This window comes from Gordonia sp. SGD-V-85, assembly GCF_001456905.1.
Taxonomy (GTDB): Bacteria; Actinomycetota; Actinomycetes; order Mycobacteriales; family Mycobacteriaceae; genus Gordonia; species Gordonia hongkongensis.
The window spans coordinates 82751-100865 of record NZ_LNQO01000019.1 but is presented as its reverse complement, the minus strand read 5'-3'; the positions used below and the strand labels follow the sequence as shown (position 1 = coordinate 100865).

Sequence of the window (18115 nt, the reverse complement as noted above, 5' to 3'; positions counted from 1 at the left end):
CCTCGATATGCAGCACCTGGATCTTCACACGCCCATTCTCCCGCGCAACTCGCGGCGGCTGGCCACCCCGCACCTTCTTGATCAACACGCCCTAGTTGGACTCGACCTCTCCGAGCTCGGCGATGACGAACTCGCCGGCGCGGCGGCCGTCGGCGACACCGAGGCCTTCGACGTGCTCGTCCGGCGCGTGACCCCGGGTCTGCTGCGATACATGCTGCGGATGGTCGACGGTCAGCAGACCGCCGAGGACCTTACGCAGGAGACCTTGCTCGACGCGTGGAAGGGGCTGCCCGACTTCGCTTTCCGAAGCAGCTTCCGCACCTGGATGTTCGCCATCGCGCACCGCAAGGCGGTGGACTACCACCGCCGCCGACGCGACGTCCCGTTCGACGACGAGCGCTTCGCCGAACTCGAGGCCGCCGGACCGCTGCCCTCCGACATCGCCGAACGGAGTCTGCTCATGGATGCCCTGCGCGCCGAATTGGACAATCTCCCCGCCAATTCGCGCGCCGCGTGGTGGCTGAAGGAAGTCGAGGGGCTTACGCTCGAGGAAATCGGACAGGTGTTGCGCATCACCACGGGATCGGTGCGCGGTCATCTCCAGCGGAGCCGGAAGTTCCTGTTGACCCGTTTGGCGCCGTGGAACCCTGGTAAACCGAGAATCACACCGACGGAGACCGTCGACGACGCGGAGGGAGGCGAGGTCGGTGCCTGACAAGCACGGACGTGACTTCGAGGCCACCGACGTCGCCGACGCCTGGCTCGTCGAGGCGACACAGCAGATCGCCGCCGACGAACCCATCGGTGACGTCGATCGGCTGATCACCTCGATCTCGGGCAGCCTGCAACGCATTCGGCGCCCGGCTCGAACCCTGGCGACCGACGAACTGCGCGTCAACACGAGCGACCGCGTCGTCAAACAACTCATCGCCGTTCGGACGCGCCGCGAACTCGGTCGGTTGACAGTGTTCGTGTCGGTCGACGGCGCCGGTGACACCGTCGACGGCGTGCGCGTCGGGTTGATCGCCCGGTACGCCGACGAGCTGCCCGCGCTCTCCGACGAGGTACGCGACATCGTCGACGAGGTGCTGCTCGACACCCTAGGGGCCGAGAGCAGTGCCGCGGCCCGACGCAACATCTCGGTGCGGTGGCAGGATGTGTACACGCGGGAGTGGTTGAGCCGGTAGCGGTTTCACGGCTAGGAGTCGCGCTGGGCGCGGGTCTGAGCTACGAAATCGAGGGAGTGCGCGCAAAGGGATTCGAACCCCTGACCGCTGGTGTGTAAGACCAGAGCTCTACCGCTGAGCTATACGCGCGTGCCGCGCTGACGAACGTGGCGCTGCGCACACGAATTTAGTCGCTCCGATGCCGGTCGCTCAAACCGGGTCTGGCCGGGATTACCACGCTCCCTGAGGAGCGAGCTTGAGAGCCCCGCCCTGCTGCCTGAGTAGCGAGCTTGCGAGCCCCGCCTGCTCCCTGAGGAGCGAGCTTGCGAGCGTCACGAAGGGTCTTGGTCAGTCGGGTTGCGAAGACCCTTCGTGACGCGCCCTCCGCAAGCTCCGGGCGCTCCTCAGGGAGCGATGGTATGGCCCTCCGCAAGCTCCGGGCGCTCCTCAGGGAGCGATGGTATGGCCCTCCGCGAGCTCCGCGCACTCCTCACAGAGCAGGGGAATGTTCCCCCGGGCAAGCTCCGGGCGGTCCTCAGGGAGCAATGGGGTCGATTCTCTCGGATCGGGGACCGGGGGACCGGCAGACTTCAACTCAACCGACAGACTTCGATCGAAGTCTGGGAGTCGAGTTGAGGTCTGGCGGTCAGGCGAAGACGGACGGGAGGGCCAGGACCATGACCGCGCCCCAGATCACGTGGGTGATCGCGGGTGCGAGGACGCCGGCGGTACTGCGTCTGAGGATGGCGCAGACGGTGCCGAGGACCGCGCCGGCGAAGCCGAGCATCACGTTGCCGCTGGCCATGGTGACCAGCACGTAGATGACCGTCGACACGAGGATCGGATTGTGCGGGCGGGCCGCCGAGTAGACCGAGCCGCGGAAGAACAGCTCCTCGGCGAGGCCGTTGAGCATCGTGATCGCGGTGACCACGGCGAGGCTGCCGAAGTCGGCGAAGGCCAGAACCTGGTTGGCGAGGTCGCTGACGCCGGGGATCATCCGTGCCACCAGGCCGCCGACCACGAACGCGCCGCCCACGGCCAGACCGACGACGACGCCGAGTCCAATCGCCCCGATCCGGTCGGGCGGGCGCGAGGGGGTGGGGCTGAAGGCACCGAGGCGCAGCGGTCCGGAGACGAACGCACCGACGATCCATACGGCCGCCAGGCCGATGGTCAGCGGGTAGAACGCGGCATCTCCCGGCTCTACCCGCAGGGAGATGCCGAGAACCACCGCACCGATGACGAGGAAGACGCCGACCAGCCAGCGTCGTCGGATGTAGTGGGCGCCGGGATCGGGGTCGCGGTCCGCGGCGACGGAGTCGTACAGGTCGCGCGCCAGTGAGGTCACCAGCACATCACCACCTAGTTCGATCGGTCAGGGAGTCGGTCGACTAACGGTCACCGCTCACGACGCTACATCGGCGCGACCCGGTCGGAGGACTCCGACGACCTTCGTCGCCACTCCGAGGGACGTACCGATCGTCTCGACGACGCTGCGCTTGACCCGCAGCCAGTCGCCGCCGGCCCAGGCCGGGTCGGTGTCGGCGAGGTGGTGGAGGTCGTCGAGGTCGCACACCGAGCGGGGATACGGCGACCGCACGGATGCGTGGACGGCCTCGCGCATCGGTGTCAGTCCGCCCTCGGGCGGCGGGACGAGGTCGCGGATGCGGTGCTCGGACGCCGTCATCGGGTGGTCGAGGGAGGTGACGAGCTCCTCGGTGAGCGACGCCGGGACCGGCACGAGCATGCCGCCGACCCGGCCCGCGAGCCGGGTCGAGATCCCGAAGACCGGCAACCGCAACCTCGGCATCCGGATCGCCGACACGTACTCGTGCAGGATCGAGATGTAGCGTGCGCTGTCGGGGCCGGAGATGTCGTAGTTCCCGGCGGGTAGGACCGACGAGTCGCACGCCGCGGCCAGGTAATGGACCGCGTCGCGGATGGAGATGGGATCCATCTCGTTGGTGATCCATTCGGGTTCGGGGATCACCGGCAGTCGGTCGGCCATGTAGCGAATGATCTCGAACGACGTCGAACCCGCGCCGATGACCACTGCGGCGCGCAGCCACACCAGTTCGGGCCCGCCGTCGACCACCAGTCCGTCGGCGACGTCGGCGCGGCTCTGCAGATGGGTGGACAGTTTGTCGTCCGACGGCACGAAACCGCCGAGATAGATGATCCGTCCCACTCCGGCGTCACGCGCGGCTTCGGCGACGTTGCGTGCGGCGTCGCGGTCGCCGTTCGCGAAGTCGGCCTGGCCGATGGCGTGGACGAGGTAGTAGATCGCGTCGATCTGCCCGGCGTCCGACATCGCGCTCCTGACCGACGCCGGGTCGTCGGCGTCCATGGTCACCATGCTGACTTGGTCCGACCAACCGAACTTGGCCAGCTTCCGGGTGTCCCGTGACGTGACGACCACGTCGTGTCCCTGCTTGAGCAGTGCGCACACCAAGCGGGAACCGACGTACCCCGTGGCGCCAGTGATGAGAAGTCGCATGACACCGACGGTAGAGAAAATCGGCGGAGTCGGTCGGCTCGGGAGCGTCCATGTGACAGACACGGTGCCGATGTCACGGTCGGGTAACGGCGTCGGTGACGGTCACGGTTGCGCGACGACTGCCCGTCGGTACCGTTCGGCGACCCGGTCGTGGTACTCCGCGGCGGCCACCAACTCGGCCCGGAGTTCAACCGGTTCGATCACGGTGAAATCCGCGCCGAAGGCGTACAGCCAGCGAGCGATCTCCGCGAGCGACGTGCTGTACAGCGTGATCTCGCAACTGTGCTCGTCGCCGGACTCGAGTGCACCCCACGATTCGTGGACCATCGCCGACACCTCGTCGAGCGAGGCATGGATACGCACCCGCGCCGTCGCCCGCCGGTAGACGGACCCGAGACCGCGCAGAACGAACGCCGCCGCCCCTCCCTCGGGTGGTTCGCGCGGGGTGAAACGCGGTCCGGTCGGCACCTTCGGTTCCATCCGGTCGACGCGGAACGACCGCCAGGCGCCGCGTTGGATGTCGAAACCGACCAGATACCAACGGTTCCCGTTGCGGACGAGTCGATAGGGTTCGATCTCGCGTCGGCTCTCCTCCCCGTCGTTGCGCCGATAGTCGAACCGCAGCCGCTCGTTCCGATGGCATGCGGTCGCGATCTCGGTGAGCCGGTCGGCGGACACCGCGCTCGCCGGCGCGGTACGGGGCACGGCCTCGATCCGCAGGGCGTCGAGTCGGTGGCGCAGCCTCGACGGCATGACCTGACGCAGCTTCGCGAGCGCGCCCGCCGAGGCCTCCGCCATGTCGGCGACCGCACCGGTCGTCACCGCGTCGAGCCCCAGAGCGACCGCGAGGACCTCCTGGTCGTCGAGCAGCAGCGGCGGCATCTCCGCGCCGGCGCCCAGCCGATAGCCACCGCGCGAGCCGACGTTGGCGTCCACCGGGTAGCCCAGCTCGCGCAGTTTGTCGATGTCGCGCCGCACGGTGCGGGTGGTGATGTCGAGGCGCTCGGCGAGTTCGGGGCCCGACCACTCGCGTCGTGTCTGCAGTAGCGACAGCAACGCGAGCAACCGCGCGGAGGTTTCCAACATGTGCCCATCCTGCCCGACGATGCGGACAGGTCCGGTCCTTGTTCGTCGCGTCGTCCCTGTAGGGGCGCGGTCAGCAGGTGATCTGCGATTCCGGGTCGGTGGTGTAGTCGAGCCAGCGGCCGTATGCAAGGCCGCCGATCTGGTTGCGCATCGTGCAGATGTCCTCGAGAGTGCGGCCCGCGACGTAGTAGACCGCATAGATCGGAGTGCCGTCATCGCTCACCTGCTTCAGCGACGGACACGACTGATCTGTGCGCAAGTAGCTCGCACCCGGGTACTGGTTCAAATAGGACTGCACCTCGCCGGGGTAGTTCCCGGGTGCGGTCGCGTTGGCGACCACGACGATCCCCGTGCCGTCGCACGCCGGCCGGGTCATCGGCACGGTGAGACCGAGATCGCCGGGGACGATTGCGGGTTGAGGACTCGCCGACGGCCGGGGTGCCGGACCCGGCTGCGACGCGGGGCCCGGTTGCAAAGTCGGTCCGGGAAGGGGCGTCGGTTCGGCCGGCGTCGGCGTCGTTGGCTGGGGCGCCGCCTCGGTGGTCGTGGACACTGCGGATGCGTCGGCGGCTGTGGTCGCCGGGTTGTCCCGCTCGGTCGTGACGATCGCCCAGGCGACGACGCCGGCGCAGATCAGCAGCACGACGGACGTCGCCACGACGATGGGAACGAGAGGTGACCGGCGGCGGGGCGGTGTGGTCCAGACCGCGGCCCGGGTGGCGTCCCACGGCCCGGCTGGAGCGGCGGGTGTCGATGCCGACGGGGTGGCGGGCACGACGGTGGGGGTTCCGGCCGGGACGATCGTCGGCGCGCCACCGAGAGGCTCCGACCGCAGGGCACCGCCGGCGTCGGCGACCAGCGCCGCCGCCGAGAGCTGGCGCTGCGACGGATCTTTCGCCATCCCGCGGGCGATGACGTGATCGATCGCGGCACCGAGGCGCGGCGGCGGGGCGGTGAGGTGGGCGGCGATCAACCGCTCGATGGTGGTCGCCGAGGCGAACGGGTGCACTCCGGCGAGACATTCGAACAGCACGCACGCCAGCGCGTAGATGTCGGCGGGCGGCCCCACGGCATCGTCGCCGAACCGCTCCGGCGCCATGTAGCCGAAGGAACCGACTGCGGTGCCGGTGCTCGTGAACCGTGTGTCGGTGTCCGCCTGTGCGAGACCGAAATCCACGAGGTACGCGAAGTCGCGATCGTCGACGAGAATGTTGTCGGGTTTGACGTCGCGGTGGACGAGGCCGGATCGATGCGCAGCATCGAGGGCGTCACCGATCTGACCGACGATCCGCAGCGCGCGTTCAGCCGGCAGGGGTCCGTCCTGCAGGAGCAGGGTGCGTAGGTCGCGGCCGTCGACCAGGCGCATGTCGATGAACAGGCGCCCCTCGATCTCTCCCCAGTCGTGGATCGGGATGACGTGTGGATCGTTGAGGCGGGCGGCAACGCGCGACTCGCGGTGGAACCGGTCACGGAAAGCCGGGTCGTCGGCGACCTGAGGGCTGAGCAGCTTCAGGGCGACGACCCGGTCCTTGCGGGTGTCGGTCGCGCGGTACACCTCGCCCATTCCGCCCCGGCCGATCAACCCGTCGATGAGGTACGGACCGAGCCGGTCGCCGGCGCGCACGGATGCAGACACGCGGACAAGCGTAGGGTGTCCGGGTCGTTCGCCGGGGCCGACCCCACGCATTGTCCTCCGTTCGGCGGGTCCCGGGATCCGCAGATCGGTCCCCGATACGGTTGAACCGAGTGACCCGCCGGCGACCCTGATCGCCGATTCAGACCCGAGGAGAAACGATGGCGACGACGATCCTGCCGATCGACGAGGTGACCGAGGCTCTGATCGCGCAGTGGGGCGTGATCGGCGAACTGGCCCGCGCGCTCGACGACGATGCGTGGTCGGCGCCGTCGGTTCTGCCCGGCTGGACCAATGCCGACATCGTCGCCCACATCGTCGGGACCGAAAGCATGCTCGACGGCCGCGACGTCGAGGCCACCCGTACGGTCAGCGCCCTCGACCACGTCCGTAACCCGATCGGCGAACTCAACGAGAAGTGGGTCGACCATTACCGCCCGAAGCCGCGTGCCGAGGTGGTCGCCGCCCTCGACGAGATCATCGGCGTCCGGACCGAGGCGCTGAAAGCCATGTCGCAGAACGACTTCGACGCCGAGTCGATGACGCCCGCCGGGCCGGATACGTACGGGCGCTTCATGCGGATTCGGATCTTCGACTGTTGGGTGCACGAGATCGACCTGCGTGACGGCACCGATCGTTCCGCCGTGGCCGAGCCGGGCCCGGCGTCGTTCGCACTCGACGAGATCGGCGCGTCGTTGCCCTTCGTCGTCGGGAAGCGAGCCGATGCACCGAAGGGCAGCACCGTCCTCTTCGACATCACCGGGGTGTCTCCGCGAACCGTGCGAATCGCCGTCGGGGACCGGGCGGGTGTCGTCGACGAGTTCGACGGCGGCGACGACGCCGCCGACGTGCGTATCCGGCTGGATGCGACGAATCTTGCGCGGTACGCCGGCGGCCGACGGGATGCCGATTCGTCTGCGGTGGAGTTGCACGGCGACCAGGTTCTCGGACAAGCGATCCTGAGCCGGATGAACTACGTGATCTAGTCGGGTGGACCTCGGCGGCTAGTCCTGATTTGGTTGCGGTTTGTATCGCTTTGCGGGACAAGTCGCAACCGGATCAGGCGGCCGAACGGCTCAAGGCATTTCTCACCGTGGTCACCACCTGATCGCCGCGTTCGACGATGTCGGCCCAGGTGAAGTTCAGGACCAGCCCGCGGCGATGAGCGCATTGCGCTTTGTCCGATCTCGCTGAAACGTCGTGACATCGCGGTGATAGGCGAATCCGTCGATTTCGACAGCCAGCTTCTCCCGGGCAAAGGCCATGTCGATGACATATCCCTCGGCGCCCACGTTCGGTGTCCAGCTCACTATGCCCGACTCGCGAAACAACGTGGCCACGATTCGCTCCGCCTCCGATCGCGCGCCGTCGCCGAGGAGTCGCAAGTACTGAGTGATGGCCGGAGAACCATGCCGCCCGGGGTAGCGCGAGTGTGCGGCCTGCAGGTCGGCGAGTTTCACCGTGCCGGAGAGAAGAGCCGAATCGAGGACAGCGATTCCGAGTTCGGCGGAGGCGTCGAGGACGGTGAGCGCCGCTGCGGTGACCCTGAGGTCGGCGTGCGTGGCGACGTCGGCGTCGGTCAGGCGGCGGTGCCGGACCACCGCAGTCGCCGACGAGCGCGAATGCGCTCCGTGAGAGCCGGTGAACACCAGGTGTTTTCGAGGTTCTTTCGGGTGGAGGCCCAACCACCAAGCGGCGGCAACCCCACCCAACGCGGCGTTCGAGCTCACGGAGAGTACTGCGATCCGTGCCTGTGCGCGCGCCGATCGGTGATGGCCCAGAATTCTGGTTGCGGTTTGTCCCGGTTGCCGGGACAAACCGCAACCGGATCCACATGGACTCCGCGGGTCACCCGCCCACGGTCGCCTTCTGGATCAGCAGGTTCTGCTTCGGCGGGCCCGACGCCGCACCCGGGGCATTCGGGGTGAAGCCGCCGGCCAGGACCTTGTCGAGGACGGCGAGCCCGGACGGGTCGATGGTGCCGACGGTCGAGTAGGTCAAGGGGAGGTCGGTGTCGTCGGCGAGCAGGAAGAACGTCGTGGATCCGGTGGCACCCTCGTCATCGGGCAGATCGAGGATGCCGACGGTGCCGCGTGGGTAGGTGACCTGCGGTACGCCGTCGTCGTCGGTGCCGGCCGACGGCAAATTCTCGGGCAGCTCGTCCGGGCTGGTCCAGCCCGGGTTGGTGCCCTCACGGCCGCCGGACGAGCCGCAGATCAGGTACTGCCGCGACGCGCGGTGACACTTGCTGTTGTCGTAGAAACCGGACTCGATCAACGACACCATCGCCCCCACGTTGCAGGGCGCCTCGGCACGGTCGAGCGTCAGGTCGATCGTGCCCTGGCCGGCAATGGGGATCTGCGCGTCGACCGTTCCGGTGTTCGGTTGGCTCGGGGCGGGAGCGGGCTGGGTGATGCCGCCGACCGCGGTTCGTGTCGGGTAGTCGCACGCAACGGTGCCCGCCGGGATCGCACTGGTCGACGTGCTCGGCGGGGCCGGGTCCTCATCGCCCGAACCGGCCAGGACCACGATGATGCCGGTGACCGCCAGCGCGATCACGACCAGCCCGGCTCCCACCGCGATGGCCACATTCCGTCCGGTGTTCGATTTCCGCGGCGGGGCGGTCGGGGTGCCCCACTGCCCCGGGCCCGCGAACTGTTGCGGGCCGGAGAACTGTTGCGGGCTGGAGCGCTGGGGAGCCGAATAGGACTGGGGACCCGAGCGTTGGGGACCCGGGTAGGACGGCGCGCCCGAATGCGACTGGGGGCCCGAATAGGACTGGGGGCTCGAAAGTCGTTGCGGGCCGGACTGTCCCGGCGGTGGCCCGAAACCGGGGGCGCCGCCGGGCTGTCCGGGCGCGGGTGTGCCGGGCGAGATGACCGTCCGATCCGAGGGGACCGGACTCCCTTGCTTGCGAAACGCGTCCGAGCCGGGCCCTCCGGGCGCGTAGGTGGGCGGGGCCATCGGGGGTGGTGTCACGATGCGCGGTGTCACCGTCGGCGGTGCCGACGACGCGGGCGGTTCGGTCAGCGCCGACGCCGCGGCCCGGATCAGTTCGCGCGCCGTCGGATAGCGCTGCGCCGGATCCTTGGCGAGTCCGCGCGCGATGACCGGGTCGAGCGGACCGCCCATCGTCGGCGGTTCCTTGGTGATGTGCGCGGCCATCAGACCCTGATCGGTTTTCACCGGATACGGGGTCTGACCGGTGACACATTCGTACAACACGCAGGCCAACGCGTAGTTGTCCGAACTCGGCCCGGCGGGGTCGTCGCCGAACCGCTCCGGCGCCATGTAGGCGAGTGTCCCGAGCGCGGTCCCGATCTGGGTGAGGCGGCTGTCGCTCGCGCCCTGCGCGATGCCGAAGTCGACGAGGTAGGCGAAGTCGTCGGCGTCGACGAGGATGTTGTCCGGCTTGATGTCTCGGTGGACGAGGCCGTTGCGGTGCGCGGCGTCGAGAGCCGACGCCACCTGGCCGAGGATCGCAACCGCCCGGGCGGCGGGCAGCGGACCGGCGGCGAGCAGCTTGCGCAGGTCCTGCCCGTCGACGAGCCGCATGTCGATGAAGAGGACGCCGTCCTTCTCGCCCCAGTCGTGGATCGGGATGACGTGCGGGTCGGAGAGCTTCGCCGCGGTCTTCGACTCCCGCTCGAAGCGCTCGCGGAAGTCCTTGTCGTGCACCAGGTGTGGGGGCAGGAGTTTCAGGGCGACGCGGCGTTCCCGGACGGTGTCGTAGGCCTCGTAGACCTCACCCATCCCGCCACGACCCAGGAGTCTGTCGATGCGGTACGGACCCAGCGTCGTACCCGCACGCGACGATGGATCGCTCACGTCATCCTCGGTTCCTCGGCGTCGGGATCGAACCCAACCCTATCCATTGGCGACAACGGGTGTGCAGCGTGTGCCGGCAGCCGGGTCACGACTCCGCGTCCGGCGGGCGGCCGCGCGACCACCCCGGTGCTTCACGGCTCGTCGGTCAGGGCCTCGCCGCGGGCGAACTCGCGGGCTCGGTCACCGGAGAGGATTTGCGCCGGTAGCGGATCGCTGAGCAGGGTGCGGACGAGGGAGGCCGACGGATCGAGCGGGGTGTCGCTGCCCGCGATCACGATGTTGCCGGTGCGTCGACCTTTGAACATCGCGGCGTCGGCGATGAGCGCGAGATGGTCGAACACCGATCCGACGGTCGCGGCTTCGGCGCGGGCGCCGGCGAGGTCCCGGCTGTCGCCGCAGTTGGCGAGATACAGGCCGCCGGGGACGAGGACGTCGCGGACGCGTTCGGTGAATTCGCGCGTCGTGAGGTGCCGTGGGGTGCGATCGCCGGCGAACGCGTCCCGTACGACGACCTCGCGGGTGCCCGGCTGCAGCGACTCGACGACCTGCCGCGCATCGCCGACCCGGATCCGGAGTTTCGGCGCACGAGGGAGGTCGAACCACTCCCGTACGAGGCGTGCGAGTTCGGCGTCGATCTCGACGGCCACCTGGCGGGCGTCCGGGTAGCGGTGGTCGAGGTGGCGCGCCAATGCGCAGGCCGCCCCACCGAGATGCAGGACCCGGAGTCGATCGGTCGTCGGGTGCCGTTCGTCGATGACGGCCGCCATCTGCCGCAGGTAGTCGAAGTCGAGCGCGGTCGGGTCGTCGGGGTGGATGTGCGAGCTGTGCGCCCCGTTGATGGTCAGCAGCCACCCGCCCGCGATGGTGTCGGGGCTCAACTCGGCGACGCCGGTGTCGATGTCGTACCGACCGGGTGTCGGGTGTGCGGTTGTCCGGGCCACGGGGGCCAAGTGTGGCACGGGCCCGGCGCCGGGAGCGAAGCGAGCGGGCCGTACGGGTGCCGGCGCCGGGAGCGAAGCGAGCGGGCCGAATGGGTGCCGGCGCCGGGAGCGAAGCGAGCGGGCCGGAGGCACACGAGCCCGGGTGGATACCATCGCGCGGTGCCCAGACCGTCGCGTTTCCGTAGTCCGCACCCCGATCGCCGTCGTGGTGACGTCACCGCGGCGGGGTTGGTGGCCGGGTTCGTGCTCGACGAGCTGTTCGGTGATCCGTCGCGCGGTCACCCGGTGGCCGGATTCGGACGGCTGACGGGTGCGGTCGAGCGGCGTATGTACCGGGACTCGCGGGCGGCGGGCGTCGGGCTGGTCGGGGTGATGGTCGGTTCGACGGTGGCGCTCGCGGCGTTGCCCGGTCGGCGATCTGCAGGCGTTGTCGGCGTCGCGGTGACCGCGGCGTCGACGTGGGTGGCGCTGGGCGGCACGTCGCTGTGTCGGGTCGGCGATGCGGTCGCGCAAGCGTTGGAGGCCGAGGACCTCGAGGGTGCGCGAGCGCTCATTCCCAGCCTGTGCGGCCGGGACCCGGAGTCACTCGACGAGGCGGGGCTCTGCCGTGCAGCTCTCGAGTCGATCGCCGAGAACACCTCCGATGCGACCGTCGGTCCGCTGGTGTGGGGTGCACTGGCGGGTGTCCCCGGAGTGCTGGGGTATCGGGCGGTCAACACGCTCGATGCGATGGTCGGCTATCGGAGTGAGCGCTACCGGAACTTCGGCTGGGCGGCCGCGCGCCTCGACGATCTCGTGAACCTGCTGCCCGCGCGGCTGGCGGGTTCGCTGCTGGTGGTGATCGGCGGCGCCCCGCGGCGGACGATCGCGGCGTGGCGCCGGGACAGCAGTGCCCACCCGAGTCCGAACGCGGGGGTCGTCGAAGCCGGGTTCGCCGGGGCGCTGGGGGTGCAGCTGGGCGGTCGGACCGTCTACCCGTACGGCGTCGAGATGCGTCCGACGCTCGGTTCCGGACCGGCGCCGGGGCCGGCCGATCTCCGGGCCGCGGTCGCCTTGTCGCGGCGCGTGCAACGCGCGACGGTGCTCACCTGCGCGGTCGTCGCCGTGGTACGACCGGGCGTCGGAGCCGCGGCGAGGCGGCTCAGCCGCCGTATCGCCGGGTGAGCTTGTCGCGGACGTCGCCGGATTCGTCACCGGCGCGCGGGCCATGGCCGATGTCGCCGACCTGCTGGGTCACCGTCGTCCCGGCGGCGGCCCGCAATTCCTCTCGACGGTGCTGCCGGCGCTGGGAGCGGGACTCGACGGTCGTGGTGGCAGCGGCGACCGGGTCGGACGGCTGGTCGACGGCGGTGCCGGCGGCCGCGGTCGCCGATGTCTCGGTGGCCGCAGCGGCAGCCCGGCGACGGGCGCGGATCTCGGAGTAGAGGAAGTAGCCGACGCCGAGGGGGGCCATCACGCCGAAGGCGAGCCACTGCAGGCCGTACGACAGGTAGGGGCCGGTGTCGAGCTGGGGCAGCGGGATCTCGCCGAGCGAGCCCGGCTGGTCGGGGGAGAGCTGCAGGTAGAAGTCGTCCATCGGGGTGGACGTCGCCGCGGACACCAGCCCCGGGTTGATGGTCGCGACGGTCAGTGCGCCGTTCTCGACGCGTGTGCCGCGGTCGGTGCTCACGCTCTCGGCGGCCCGGATGCGGCCGTCGACGGTTTGCTCGCCGACGGGCGGGGCCGGGATGTCGGGGACCGCTCCCTCGACCGGGCGGACGAAACCGCGGTTGACGAGGATGACCCGGTCGGACCCGCTGACCGCGAACGGGGTGAGCACCTCCACCGCGGGGCGCTGATCGACGTTGCGGAGCCGGACGAGAGCCTGCCGGTCCGTCAGGTACCGCCCGGTCACCGCGACCGAACGCCACTCCGAGGACGGCACGAAGGTCGACGACGGCGCCACCTCCGCCAACGGTGCCGTCTCGATCGACGTGGCAGTGCGGATCAGGTCGTTGCGGCGTTCGGTGTCGGAGTTCTTGCCCAGCTGCCAGGGCGCGAGCAGGGTGAAGCAGGCCACCGCGAACGCCGCGACCACGAGACCGAGGGCAATCCACCCGGGCCGGAGGATCGTTCGCAGTACGTGCACACCGCCCAGGCTACCGAGCGGGGGTAGCCTGATCGAAATGCGAGACTTCCTCTGCTTGAAGTGCGGTCAGCGTCTCTCCTTCGAGAACAGTCTGTGTCTGAACTGCCGGAGCCCGCTCGGCTTCTGGCTGAAGACCAGGACCATCCACGTCCTCGACGACCAGGCGCGCGTGGAGGTGGACGGCGTGCTGCTCGAACGCTGTGCCAATACCAAGGTCGCGCAATGCAATTGGCTGGTGAAGTGGAGCGGCAAGCCGACCATGTGTGAGTCGTGCCGCCTCACCCGTACCCGTCCCGGCGACGACGATCCCGAGGCGCTGGTCATCTTCGGCCAGACCGAGACCGCCAAGCGTCGCCTCATCCTGGAACTCGACGAACTCGGGCTCCCCATCGAGACCCGGGAGGAGAACCCGGAGTCCGGGCTGGCCTTCGACCTGCTCTCCAGTGCGAAGCAGTCGGTCATCACCGGTCATGCGAACGGCGTCATCACCCTCGACCTCGCCGAGGGGGACGACGTCCACCGCGAACAGATGCGAGTCGAACTCGCCGAACCGTACCGGACCGTCCTCGGGCACTTCCGGCATGAGATCGGCCACTACTACCAACTCGTCCTCATCACCGACGAGCGACGAGCGGGCTTCGAGGAGCTGTTCGGAAACCCCGACGACGACTATCAGGCGGCTCTCGACCGCCACTACAGCGAGGGCGCTCCCGAGGGCTGGCGGCAGGACTTCGTGTCCTCATACGCGACGATGCACCCGGCGGAGGATTTCGCGGAGACGTTCGCGCACTACCTGCACATCCGCGACACGCTCGACACCGCAGCGGCGTTCGCCATGGCGCCCGCGGGCACGACCTTCGACGGGGTGCCGCCCGGGGACGTGGGATTCGACCGGGTCATCGACGAGTGGCTACCGCTGACGTGGGCGCTCAACCAGATCAACCGGTCGATGGGCCATCCCGACCTCTACCCGTTCGTGCTGCCCGAGACGGTTCTGACCAAGATCCGCTTCGTGCACAATCTCATCGCGCCGGCGGCCTGAGACTGAGTCCCTGATCCGAAAGAACGACCCGCCCCCTGCTCCCTGAGGAGCGCCCGGAGCTTGCGGAGGGCGCGTCACGAAGGGTCTTCGCAACCGACCTCTTCAAGACCCTTCGTGACGGCCTCCGCAAGCTCCGGCCTCCTCAGGGAGCAGTAGTTGGGCTCGCTCCGAGGGCAACGAGTCTTGTCAATGCGGGCGCTCCTCAGGGAGCAGAGGAGAGACCGGCGGTTTTGTGGTTCTTTCGGATCAGGACACCCCGAGTTCGGCCCGCACCCAGTCGATCAGGCCCGGCATCGAACCCTCGATCTGTTCGCGTGTCACCACGAAGTCGTCGGGGGTGCCGTAGTACGGGTCGGCGAGATCGAGGTCGTCGGCGGGCGCGGACGGATCGAACGAGCGCAGCAGTCGTGTGCGGTCGCCGAGACGTTTGCGTTCGAGTTCGCGCACGTGGCCCTCGTCCATCGCGAGCAGGAGGTCGGCCTCGAAATGTTCAGGTCCGATCAACGCGGCGACATGTGCGTCGGAGTAGCCGTGCGCGACCAATTCGGTTCGCGCGCGATTGTCGGCCGGCTCACCGATGTGATAGCCGCTCGTCCCGCAACTGGACACACGCACCTTGCCGCCGAGTCCGGCGTCGTCGAGTGCCGTTCGGAAGATGTTCTGCGCCATCGGTGACCGGCAGATGTTGCCCGTACACACGAAGCAGATGTGAAGTTCGTCAGACACTGCTACCTCAACAAGTCGATGTGCGCCTCAGCCGGTCGTCGGGTACGAGGTCACGCACCCAGGACGTCGCGGAGTTCGGCCACGGACTCGACCACCCAGGTCGCACCCTGGTCCTCCCCGCCCAGAGCGTAACCCCACCGCACGAGAATCGCTGAGATGCCGAATTCGGCCGCGCCCAGCACGTCATGGCTGCGGTCGCCGATCATCACGACCGGAGTGGTGACGTGCCCGGTCTGCGGGTCGGTGGGCAGTCCGAGTTCGGCGAGGGCGGAGGCGATCACGTCGGCTTTCTCGCGGCGGGTACCGTCGTCGCTGGCCCCGGCGATGCAGCGGAAGTGTCCGGCCAGACCGAAGTGCTCGAGGATCCGACGCGCGGTTGTCTGGTTCTTCGACGTCGCGATCGCCAGGGTCCGGCCGCCGGCGGCCAGATCGGCGAGCAGCTCGGCCATCCCGTCGAACACCGAGTTCTCCAGCCAGCCGACCTCGGTGTATCGCTCTCGGTACGCGCGCATCGCCTTGTCGGCCGTCTCGGGGGAGAGGCCCAGGGCATTCAGCGTGTCGATCATCGGCGGCCCGGCGATGCCGGCCACGATGCGCGGATCGGGCTCGGGCGCCCCGACCACGGCGAGAGCATGCCGAAAGCTGTTCTCGATACCTGCGAAACTGTCGGTGACCGTGCCGTCGAGGTCGACGAGTAGGACGGTTTCGGGATGGCGGGGATCCGGCGTCGTCGTCACGTCTCCATCGTGCACGTAAGGTCTGAACACATGACAGTTGGGTACGACGCGCTCGACGTCGGGACCGGTCCGGCCGGGACACCGCCGCCGCGCGCCGATCTGACCGACCCGGAACGTCACGGCGACCAGGACGCCGCGCCGGGGCTCGTCGACTTCGCCGTGAACGTCCGCGGTACACCGCCCGCGTTCGTCCTCGACGCCATCCGGTCGGGACTCGACGATCTTGCGCGATATCCGACCGGAGCGCAGGAGCGACGAGCCGTCGACGCGATCGCCGCGGCACACGGCCGTCGCCCCGAGGAAGTGCTGCTGCTTTCCGGAGCCGCCGACGGGTTCGAGATGCTCCCGCGGCTGGGGGTTCGTCACGCGGCCCTGATCCAACCGTCGTTCACCGAGCCGGAGGTCGTGCTCCGCGCCGCGGGCATCCCGATCACGCAGGTCGCGCTGGCCGCACCCTGGGAGCTGCCCGGTCCGGGAGACAGCGGGACCGCCGTGCCGGACGACGCCGATCTCGTCATCCTGGGCAATCCCACGAACCCGACGTCGGTGCTGCACCCGGTCGAGGCCATCGCCGCATTGCGCAGGCCGGGACGGATCCTCGTCGTCGACGAGGCCTTCGCCGACCTCACCCTGGGCGCCGACGGGTCACTCGAACCCCAGTCCCTCGCCTCGGTCGACTGGCCCGACCTTCTCGTGATCCGCAGTGTGACAAAGACTTTCGGTCTCGCTGGACTCCGCGCGGGTTATCTGCTCGGGCCGGTCGACCTGCTCGACCGACTCCGCGCCGGCCGACGACCGTGGGCCGTGTCGACCCCCGCGCTGGCCGCGCTGACCGCCTGTGTCGAGCAACAGGGGCAGCGATACTGCGCCGCGGTCGCGCGGCGGGTCGCCGACGAGCGCAGCGAGATGGTCGCCGAGCTGACGCGGATCGGGCTCCGAGTGGCGGCCGAGCCCGCGGCGCCCTTCCTGCTCGTCGAGATGGCCCACGCCACCGAGGTGAAGCAGCGGCTGATCCGCCACGGATTCGCGGTGCGCAGCTGCGCCAATTTCGTCGGCCTCGGCGACTCGCATCTTCGTCTTGCCGTCCGGGCACTTCCGCAGGTCCGCGCGCTCACGCGGGCGATCGAGTTGGTACGAGAGGAGATCGACAGTGGAACCGGCGAACGCGTCTGACGCGACTGTGACGGTGGGCGACGTGGTCGACGTCGTGGAGCGGGCTTATCCGCCCGCCCTCGCCGAATCGTGGGATGCGGTCGGTCTGGTGTGTGGCGACCGGGCCGACCCGGCGCGCGGCGTGCTGGTGTGCGTGGACGTCACCGATGCGGTGGTCGACGCCGCGGTCGCGGCCGGCGCAGGGATCGTCGTCGCCCATCACCCGCTCCTCCTGCGCGGTGTCACCACTGTGGCCGCCGACACCCCCAAGGGCCGGATCGTCCATCGGCTCATCCGCAACGGGATCGCGCTGCTGTGCGCACACACCAACGCCGACAGTGCGCGCCCCGGCGTCTCCGACGCGCTGGCCGACCGGCTGGGGTTGCGCGGCACCGTTCCCATCGACCCGAAACCGGTTGCGGCGATGGACAAGTGGGTCGTGATGGTGCCGGAGGGCAACGTCGAGCAGGTCAGCGAGGCGATGTTCGCCGCGGGTGCGGGGGCGATCGGCGACTACCGGGACTGCTCGTGGACGGTCGTCGGAACCGGGCAGTTCGAGGCCGGCGAGGACGCCTCGCCGACCATCGGCGAGATCGGGATGCGCACCCACGTCGACGAGGCGCGGGTCGAGATGGTCGCCTCGCGCGGACTGCGGGCCGGCGTCCTGCGCGCCTTGCGCGACGCGCATCCGTACGAGGAGCCGGCCTTCGACGTGTTCGAACTGGCCGACCTGGGCAGCGATGTCGGGCTGGGCCGCGTCGGGTCGCTCACCGAGTCGATGACGTTGCGCGACTTCGTCGCCGAGGCCGCCCGGGTGTTGCGCACCCCGGCGGGTGTCCGCGCCGCGGGAGACCCGGACGCGCTGGTGCGGACCGTCGCGGTGTGCGGCGGGGCCGGCGACTCCTTGCTCGGACGTGTCCGCGGTCTCGGCGTCGACGTCTACCTGACCGGTGATCTCCGTCATCATCCGGTCGACGAGAGTCTGCGCGACGGCGGGCCGGCGCTGGTCGACGCCGGACACTGGGCGACCGAGTTCCCGTGGTGTGCGCAGGTCGAGGCGCTGCTCGAGGCCGAATTGGGCACGCCGGTGAGCGTCTTCGAGGCGCCGACCGATCCGTTCGCGCTGCACAGTGCGGGCTGACTCGGGAGAAACCGAGCCGCCGCCGGCTCTCGCGCGCC

Annotated in this window: 16 protein-coding genes, 1 tRNA gene and 1 pseudogene; 7 read left to right on the top strand and 11 right to left on the bottom strand. The window is 69.4% G+C overall.

The window, feature by feature from the left end; all coding sequences use genetic code 11:
- Positions 1-7 precede the first annotated feature (7 nt).
- Both AS181_RS19245 and AS181_RS19240 read left to right on the top strand, forming a co-directional pair.
- Complete coding sequence (locus tag AS181_RS19245; RefSeq protein ID WP_269434044.1) at positions 8-715, top strand: RNA polymerase sigma factor; 708 nt, start codon at positions 8-10, stop codon at positions 713-715.
- Positions 708-1187, top strand: a complete 480-nt coding sequence (locus tag AS181_RS19240; RefSeq protein ID WP_058253138.1) for a hypothetical protein — start codon at positions 708-710, stop codon at positions 1185-1187. Before AS181_RS19245 ends, AS181_RS19240 begins: the two co-directional genes overlap by 8 nt.
- A 57-nt stretch (positions 1188-1244) precedes the next feature.
- On the opposite strand, the gene AS181_RS19235 is transcribed toward AS181_RS19240, so the two are convergent.
- From AS181_RS19235 to AS181_RS19215, 5 genes are all read right to left on the bottom strand, one after another.
- Positions 1245-1316 (bottom strand) — tRNA-Val (locus AS181_RS19235).
- 496 nt (positions 1317-1812) lie between these two features.
- Positions 1813-2520 carry a CPBP family intramembrane glutamic endopeptidase gene (locus AS181_RS19230; RefSeq protein ID WP_058253137.1) on the bottom strand — a complete coding sequence of 236 codons (708 nt, stop codon included), beginning with the start codon at positions 2518-2520 and terminating at the stop codon, positions 1813-1815.
- Between the two features lie 51 nt (positions 2521-2571).
- The gene (locus AS181_RS19225; protein ID WP_058253136.1) at positions 2572-3663 is read right to left on the bottom strand and encodes an NAD(P)H-binding protein; all 1092 of its coding nucleotides are present in this window, start codon (positions 3661-3663) and stop codon (positions 2572-2574) included.
- A 102-nt stretch (positions 3664-3765) separates the two neighbouring features.
- Positions 3766-4749: a helix-turn-helix transcriptional regulator gene (locus AS181_RS19220; RefSeq protein ID WP_058253135.1), complete on the bottom strand. Its 984-nt coding sequence runs from the start codon at positions 4747-4749 to the stop codon at positions 3766-3768.
- Between the two features lie 70 nt (positions 4750-4819).
- Positions 4820-6436, bottom strand: a complete 1617-nt coding sequence (locus AS181_RS19215) for a serine/threonine-protein kinase (RefSeq protein ID WP_082652982.1) — start codon at positions 6434-6436, stop codon at positions 4820-4822.
- Between the two features lie 107 nt (positions 6437-6543).
- Here AS181_RS19215 and AS181_RS19210 point away from each other — a divergent pair, with 107 nt between their 5' ends.
- Entirely contained in the window at positions 6544-7368 is an 825-nt protein-coding gene (locus tag AS181_RS19210; RefSeq protein WP_058253133.1) for a maleylpyruvate isomerase family mycothiol-dependent enzyme, read from the top strand.
- A gap of 73 nt (positions 7369-7441) precedes the next feature.
- On the opposite strand, the pseudogene AS181_RS19205 reads toward AS181_RS19210, so the two are convergent.
- The 3 genes and pseudogenes from AS181_RS19205 to AS181_RS19195 form a co-directional block, all read right to left on the bottom strand.
- Positions 7442-8199 (bottom strand): annotated as a pseudogene (locus AS181_RS19205) (endonuclease domain-containing protein).
- 31 nt (positions 8200-8230) lie between these two features.
- Positions 8231-10210 (bottom strand): protein kinase domain-containing protein, encoded by a 1980-nt coding sequence (locus AS181_RS19200; protein WP_058253132.1) that lies wholly within the window; start codon positions 10208-10210, stop codon positions 8231-8233.
- A gap of 131 nt (positions 10211-10341) precedes the next feature.
- The gene (locus AS181_RS19195; RefSeq protein ID WP_058253131.1) at positions 10342-11151 is read right to left on the bottom strand and encodes a spermidine synthase; all 810 of its coding nucleotides are present in this window, start codon (positions 11149-11151) and stop codon (positions 10342-10344) included.
- Positions 11152-11310: 159 nt separating this feature from the next.
- Between AS181_RS19195 and AS181_RS19190 the strand changes: the two genes are divergently transcribed.
- On the top strand, positions 11311-12315 hold the full coding sequence (locus tag AS181_RS19190) for a cobalamin biosynthesis protein (protein WP_058253130.1): 1005 nt from the start codon (positions 11311-11313) through the stop codon (positions 12313-12315).
- On the opposite strand, the gene AS181_RS19185 is transcribed toward AS181_RS19190, so the two are convergent.
- Complete coding sequence (locus AS181_RS19185) at positions 12293-13279, bottom strand: SURF1 family cytochrome oxidase biogenesis protein (protein WP_171011517.1); 987 nt, start codon at positions 13277-13279, stop codon at positions 12293-12295. The two genes, AS181_RS19190 and AS181_RS19185, sit on opposite strands and share 23 nt — an antisense overlap.
- Before the next feature lie 37 nt (positions 13280-13316).
- Here AS181_RS19185 and AS181_RS19180 point away from each other — a divergent pair, with 37 nt between their 5' ends.
- Positions 13317-14321, top strand: a complete 1005-nt coding sequence (locus tag AS181_RS19180; protein WP_058253129.1) for a zinc-binding metallopeptidase family protein — start codon at positions 13317-13319, stop codon at positions 14319-14321.
- A gap of 246 nt (positions 14322-14567) precedes the next feature.
- On the opposite strand, the gene AS181_RS19175 is transcribed toward AS181_RS19180, so the two are convergent.
- Positions 14568-15047, bottom strand: coding sequence for a low molecular weight protein-tyrosine-phosphatase (locus tag AS181_RS19175; RefSeq protein WP_058253128.1), 480 nt, complete (start codon positions 15045-15047; stop codon positions 14568-14570).
- A 50-nt stretch (positions 15048-15097) separates the two neighbouring features.
- The gene (locus tag AS181_RS19170) at positions 15098-15784 is read right to left on the bottom strand and encodes an HAD hydrolase-like protein (RefSeq protein ID WP_058253146.1); all 687 of its coding nucleotides are present in this window, start codon (positions 15782-15784) and stop codon (positions 15098-15100) included.
- A 30-nt stretch (positions 15785-15814) separates the two neighbouring features.
- Here AS181_RS19170 and cobC point away from each other — a divergent pair, with 30 nt between their 5' ends.
- The gene (cobC, locus tag AS181_RS19165; protein WP_058253127.1) at positions 15815-16957 is read left to right on the top strand and encodes an Rv2231c family pyridoxal phosphate-dependent protein CobC; all 1143 of its coding nucleotides are present in this window, start codon (positions 15815-15817) and stop codon (positions 16955-16957) included.
- Positions 16935-18077, top strand: a complete 1143-nt coding sequence (locus AS181_RS19160) for a Nif3-like dinuclear metal center hexameric protein (protein ID WP_058253126.1) — start codon at positions 16935-16937, stop codon at positions 18075-18077. Before cobC ends, AS181_RS19160 begins: the two co-directional genes overlap by 23 nt.
- Positions 18078-18115: the final 38 nt, after the last annotated feature.

Coding starts and splice junctions, on each gene's coding strand:
- AS181_RS19245 (WP_269434044.1), top strand. CDS start 8: ATGCAGCACCTGGATCTTCACACGCCCATTCTCCCGCGCAACTCGCGG.
- AS181_RS19225 (WP_058253136.1), bottom strand. CDS start 3,663: ATGCGACTTCTCATCACTGGCGCCACGGGGTACGTCGGTTCCCGCTTG.
- AS181_RS19220 (WP_058253135.1), bottom strand. CDS start 4,749: ATGTTGGAAACCTCCGCGCGGTTGCTCGCGTTGCTGTCGCTACTGCAG.
- AS181_RS19215 (WP_082652982.1), bottom strand. CDS start 6,436: ATGCGTGGGGTCGGCCCCGGCGAACGACCCGGACACCCTACGCTTGTC.
- AS181_RS19210 (WP_058253133.1), top strand. CDS start 6,544: ATGGCGACGACGATCCTGCCGATCGACGAGGTGACCGAGGCTCTGATC.
- AS181_RS19180 (WP_058253129.1), top strand. CDS start 13,317: ATGCGAGACTTCCTCTGCTTGAAGTGCGGTCAGCGTCTCTCCTTCGAG.
- cobC (WP_058253127.1), top strand. CDS start 15,815: ATGACAGTTGGGTACGACGCGCTCGACGTCGGGACCGGTCCGGCCGGG.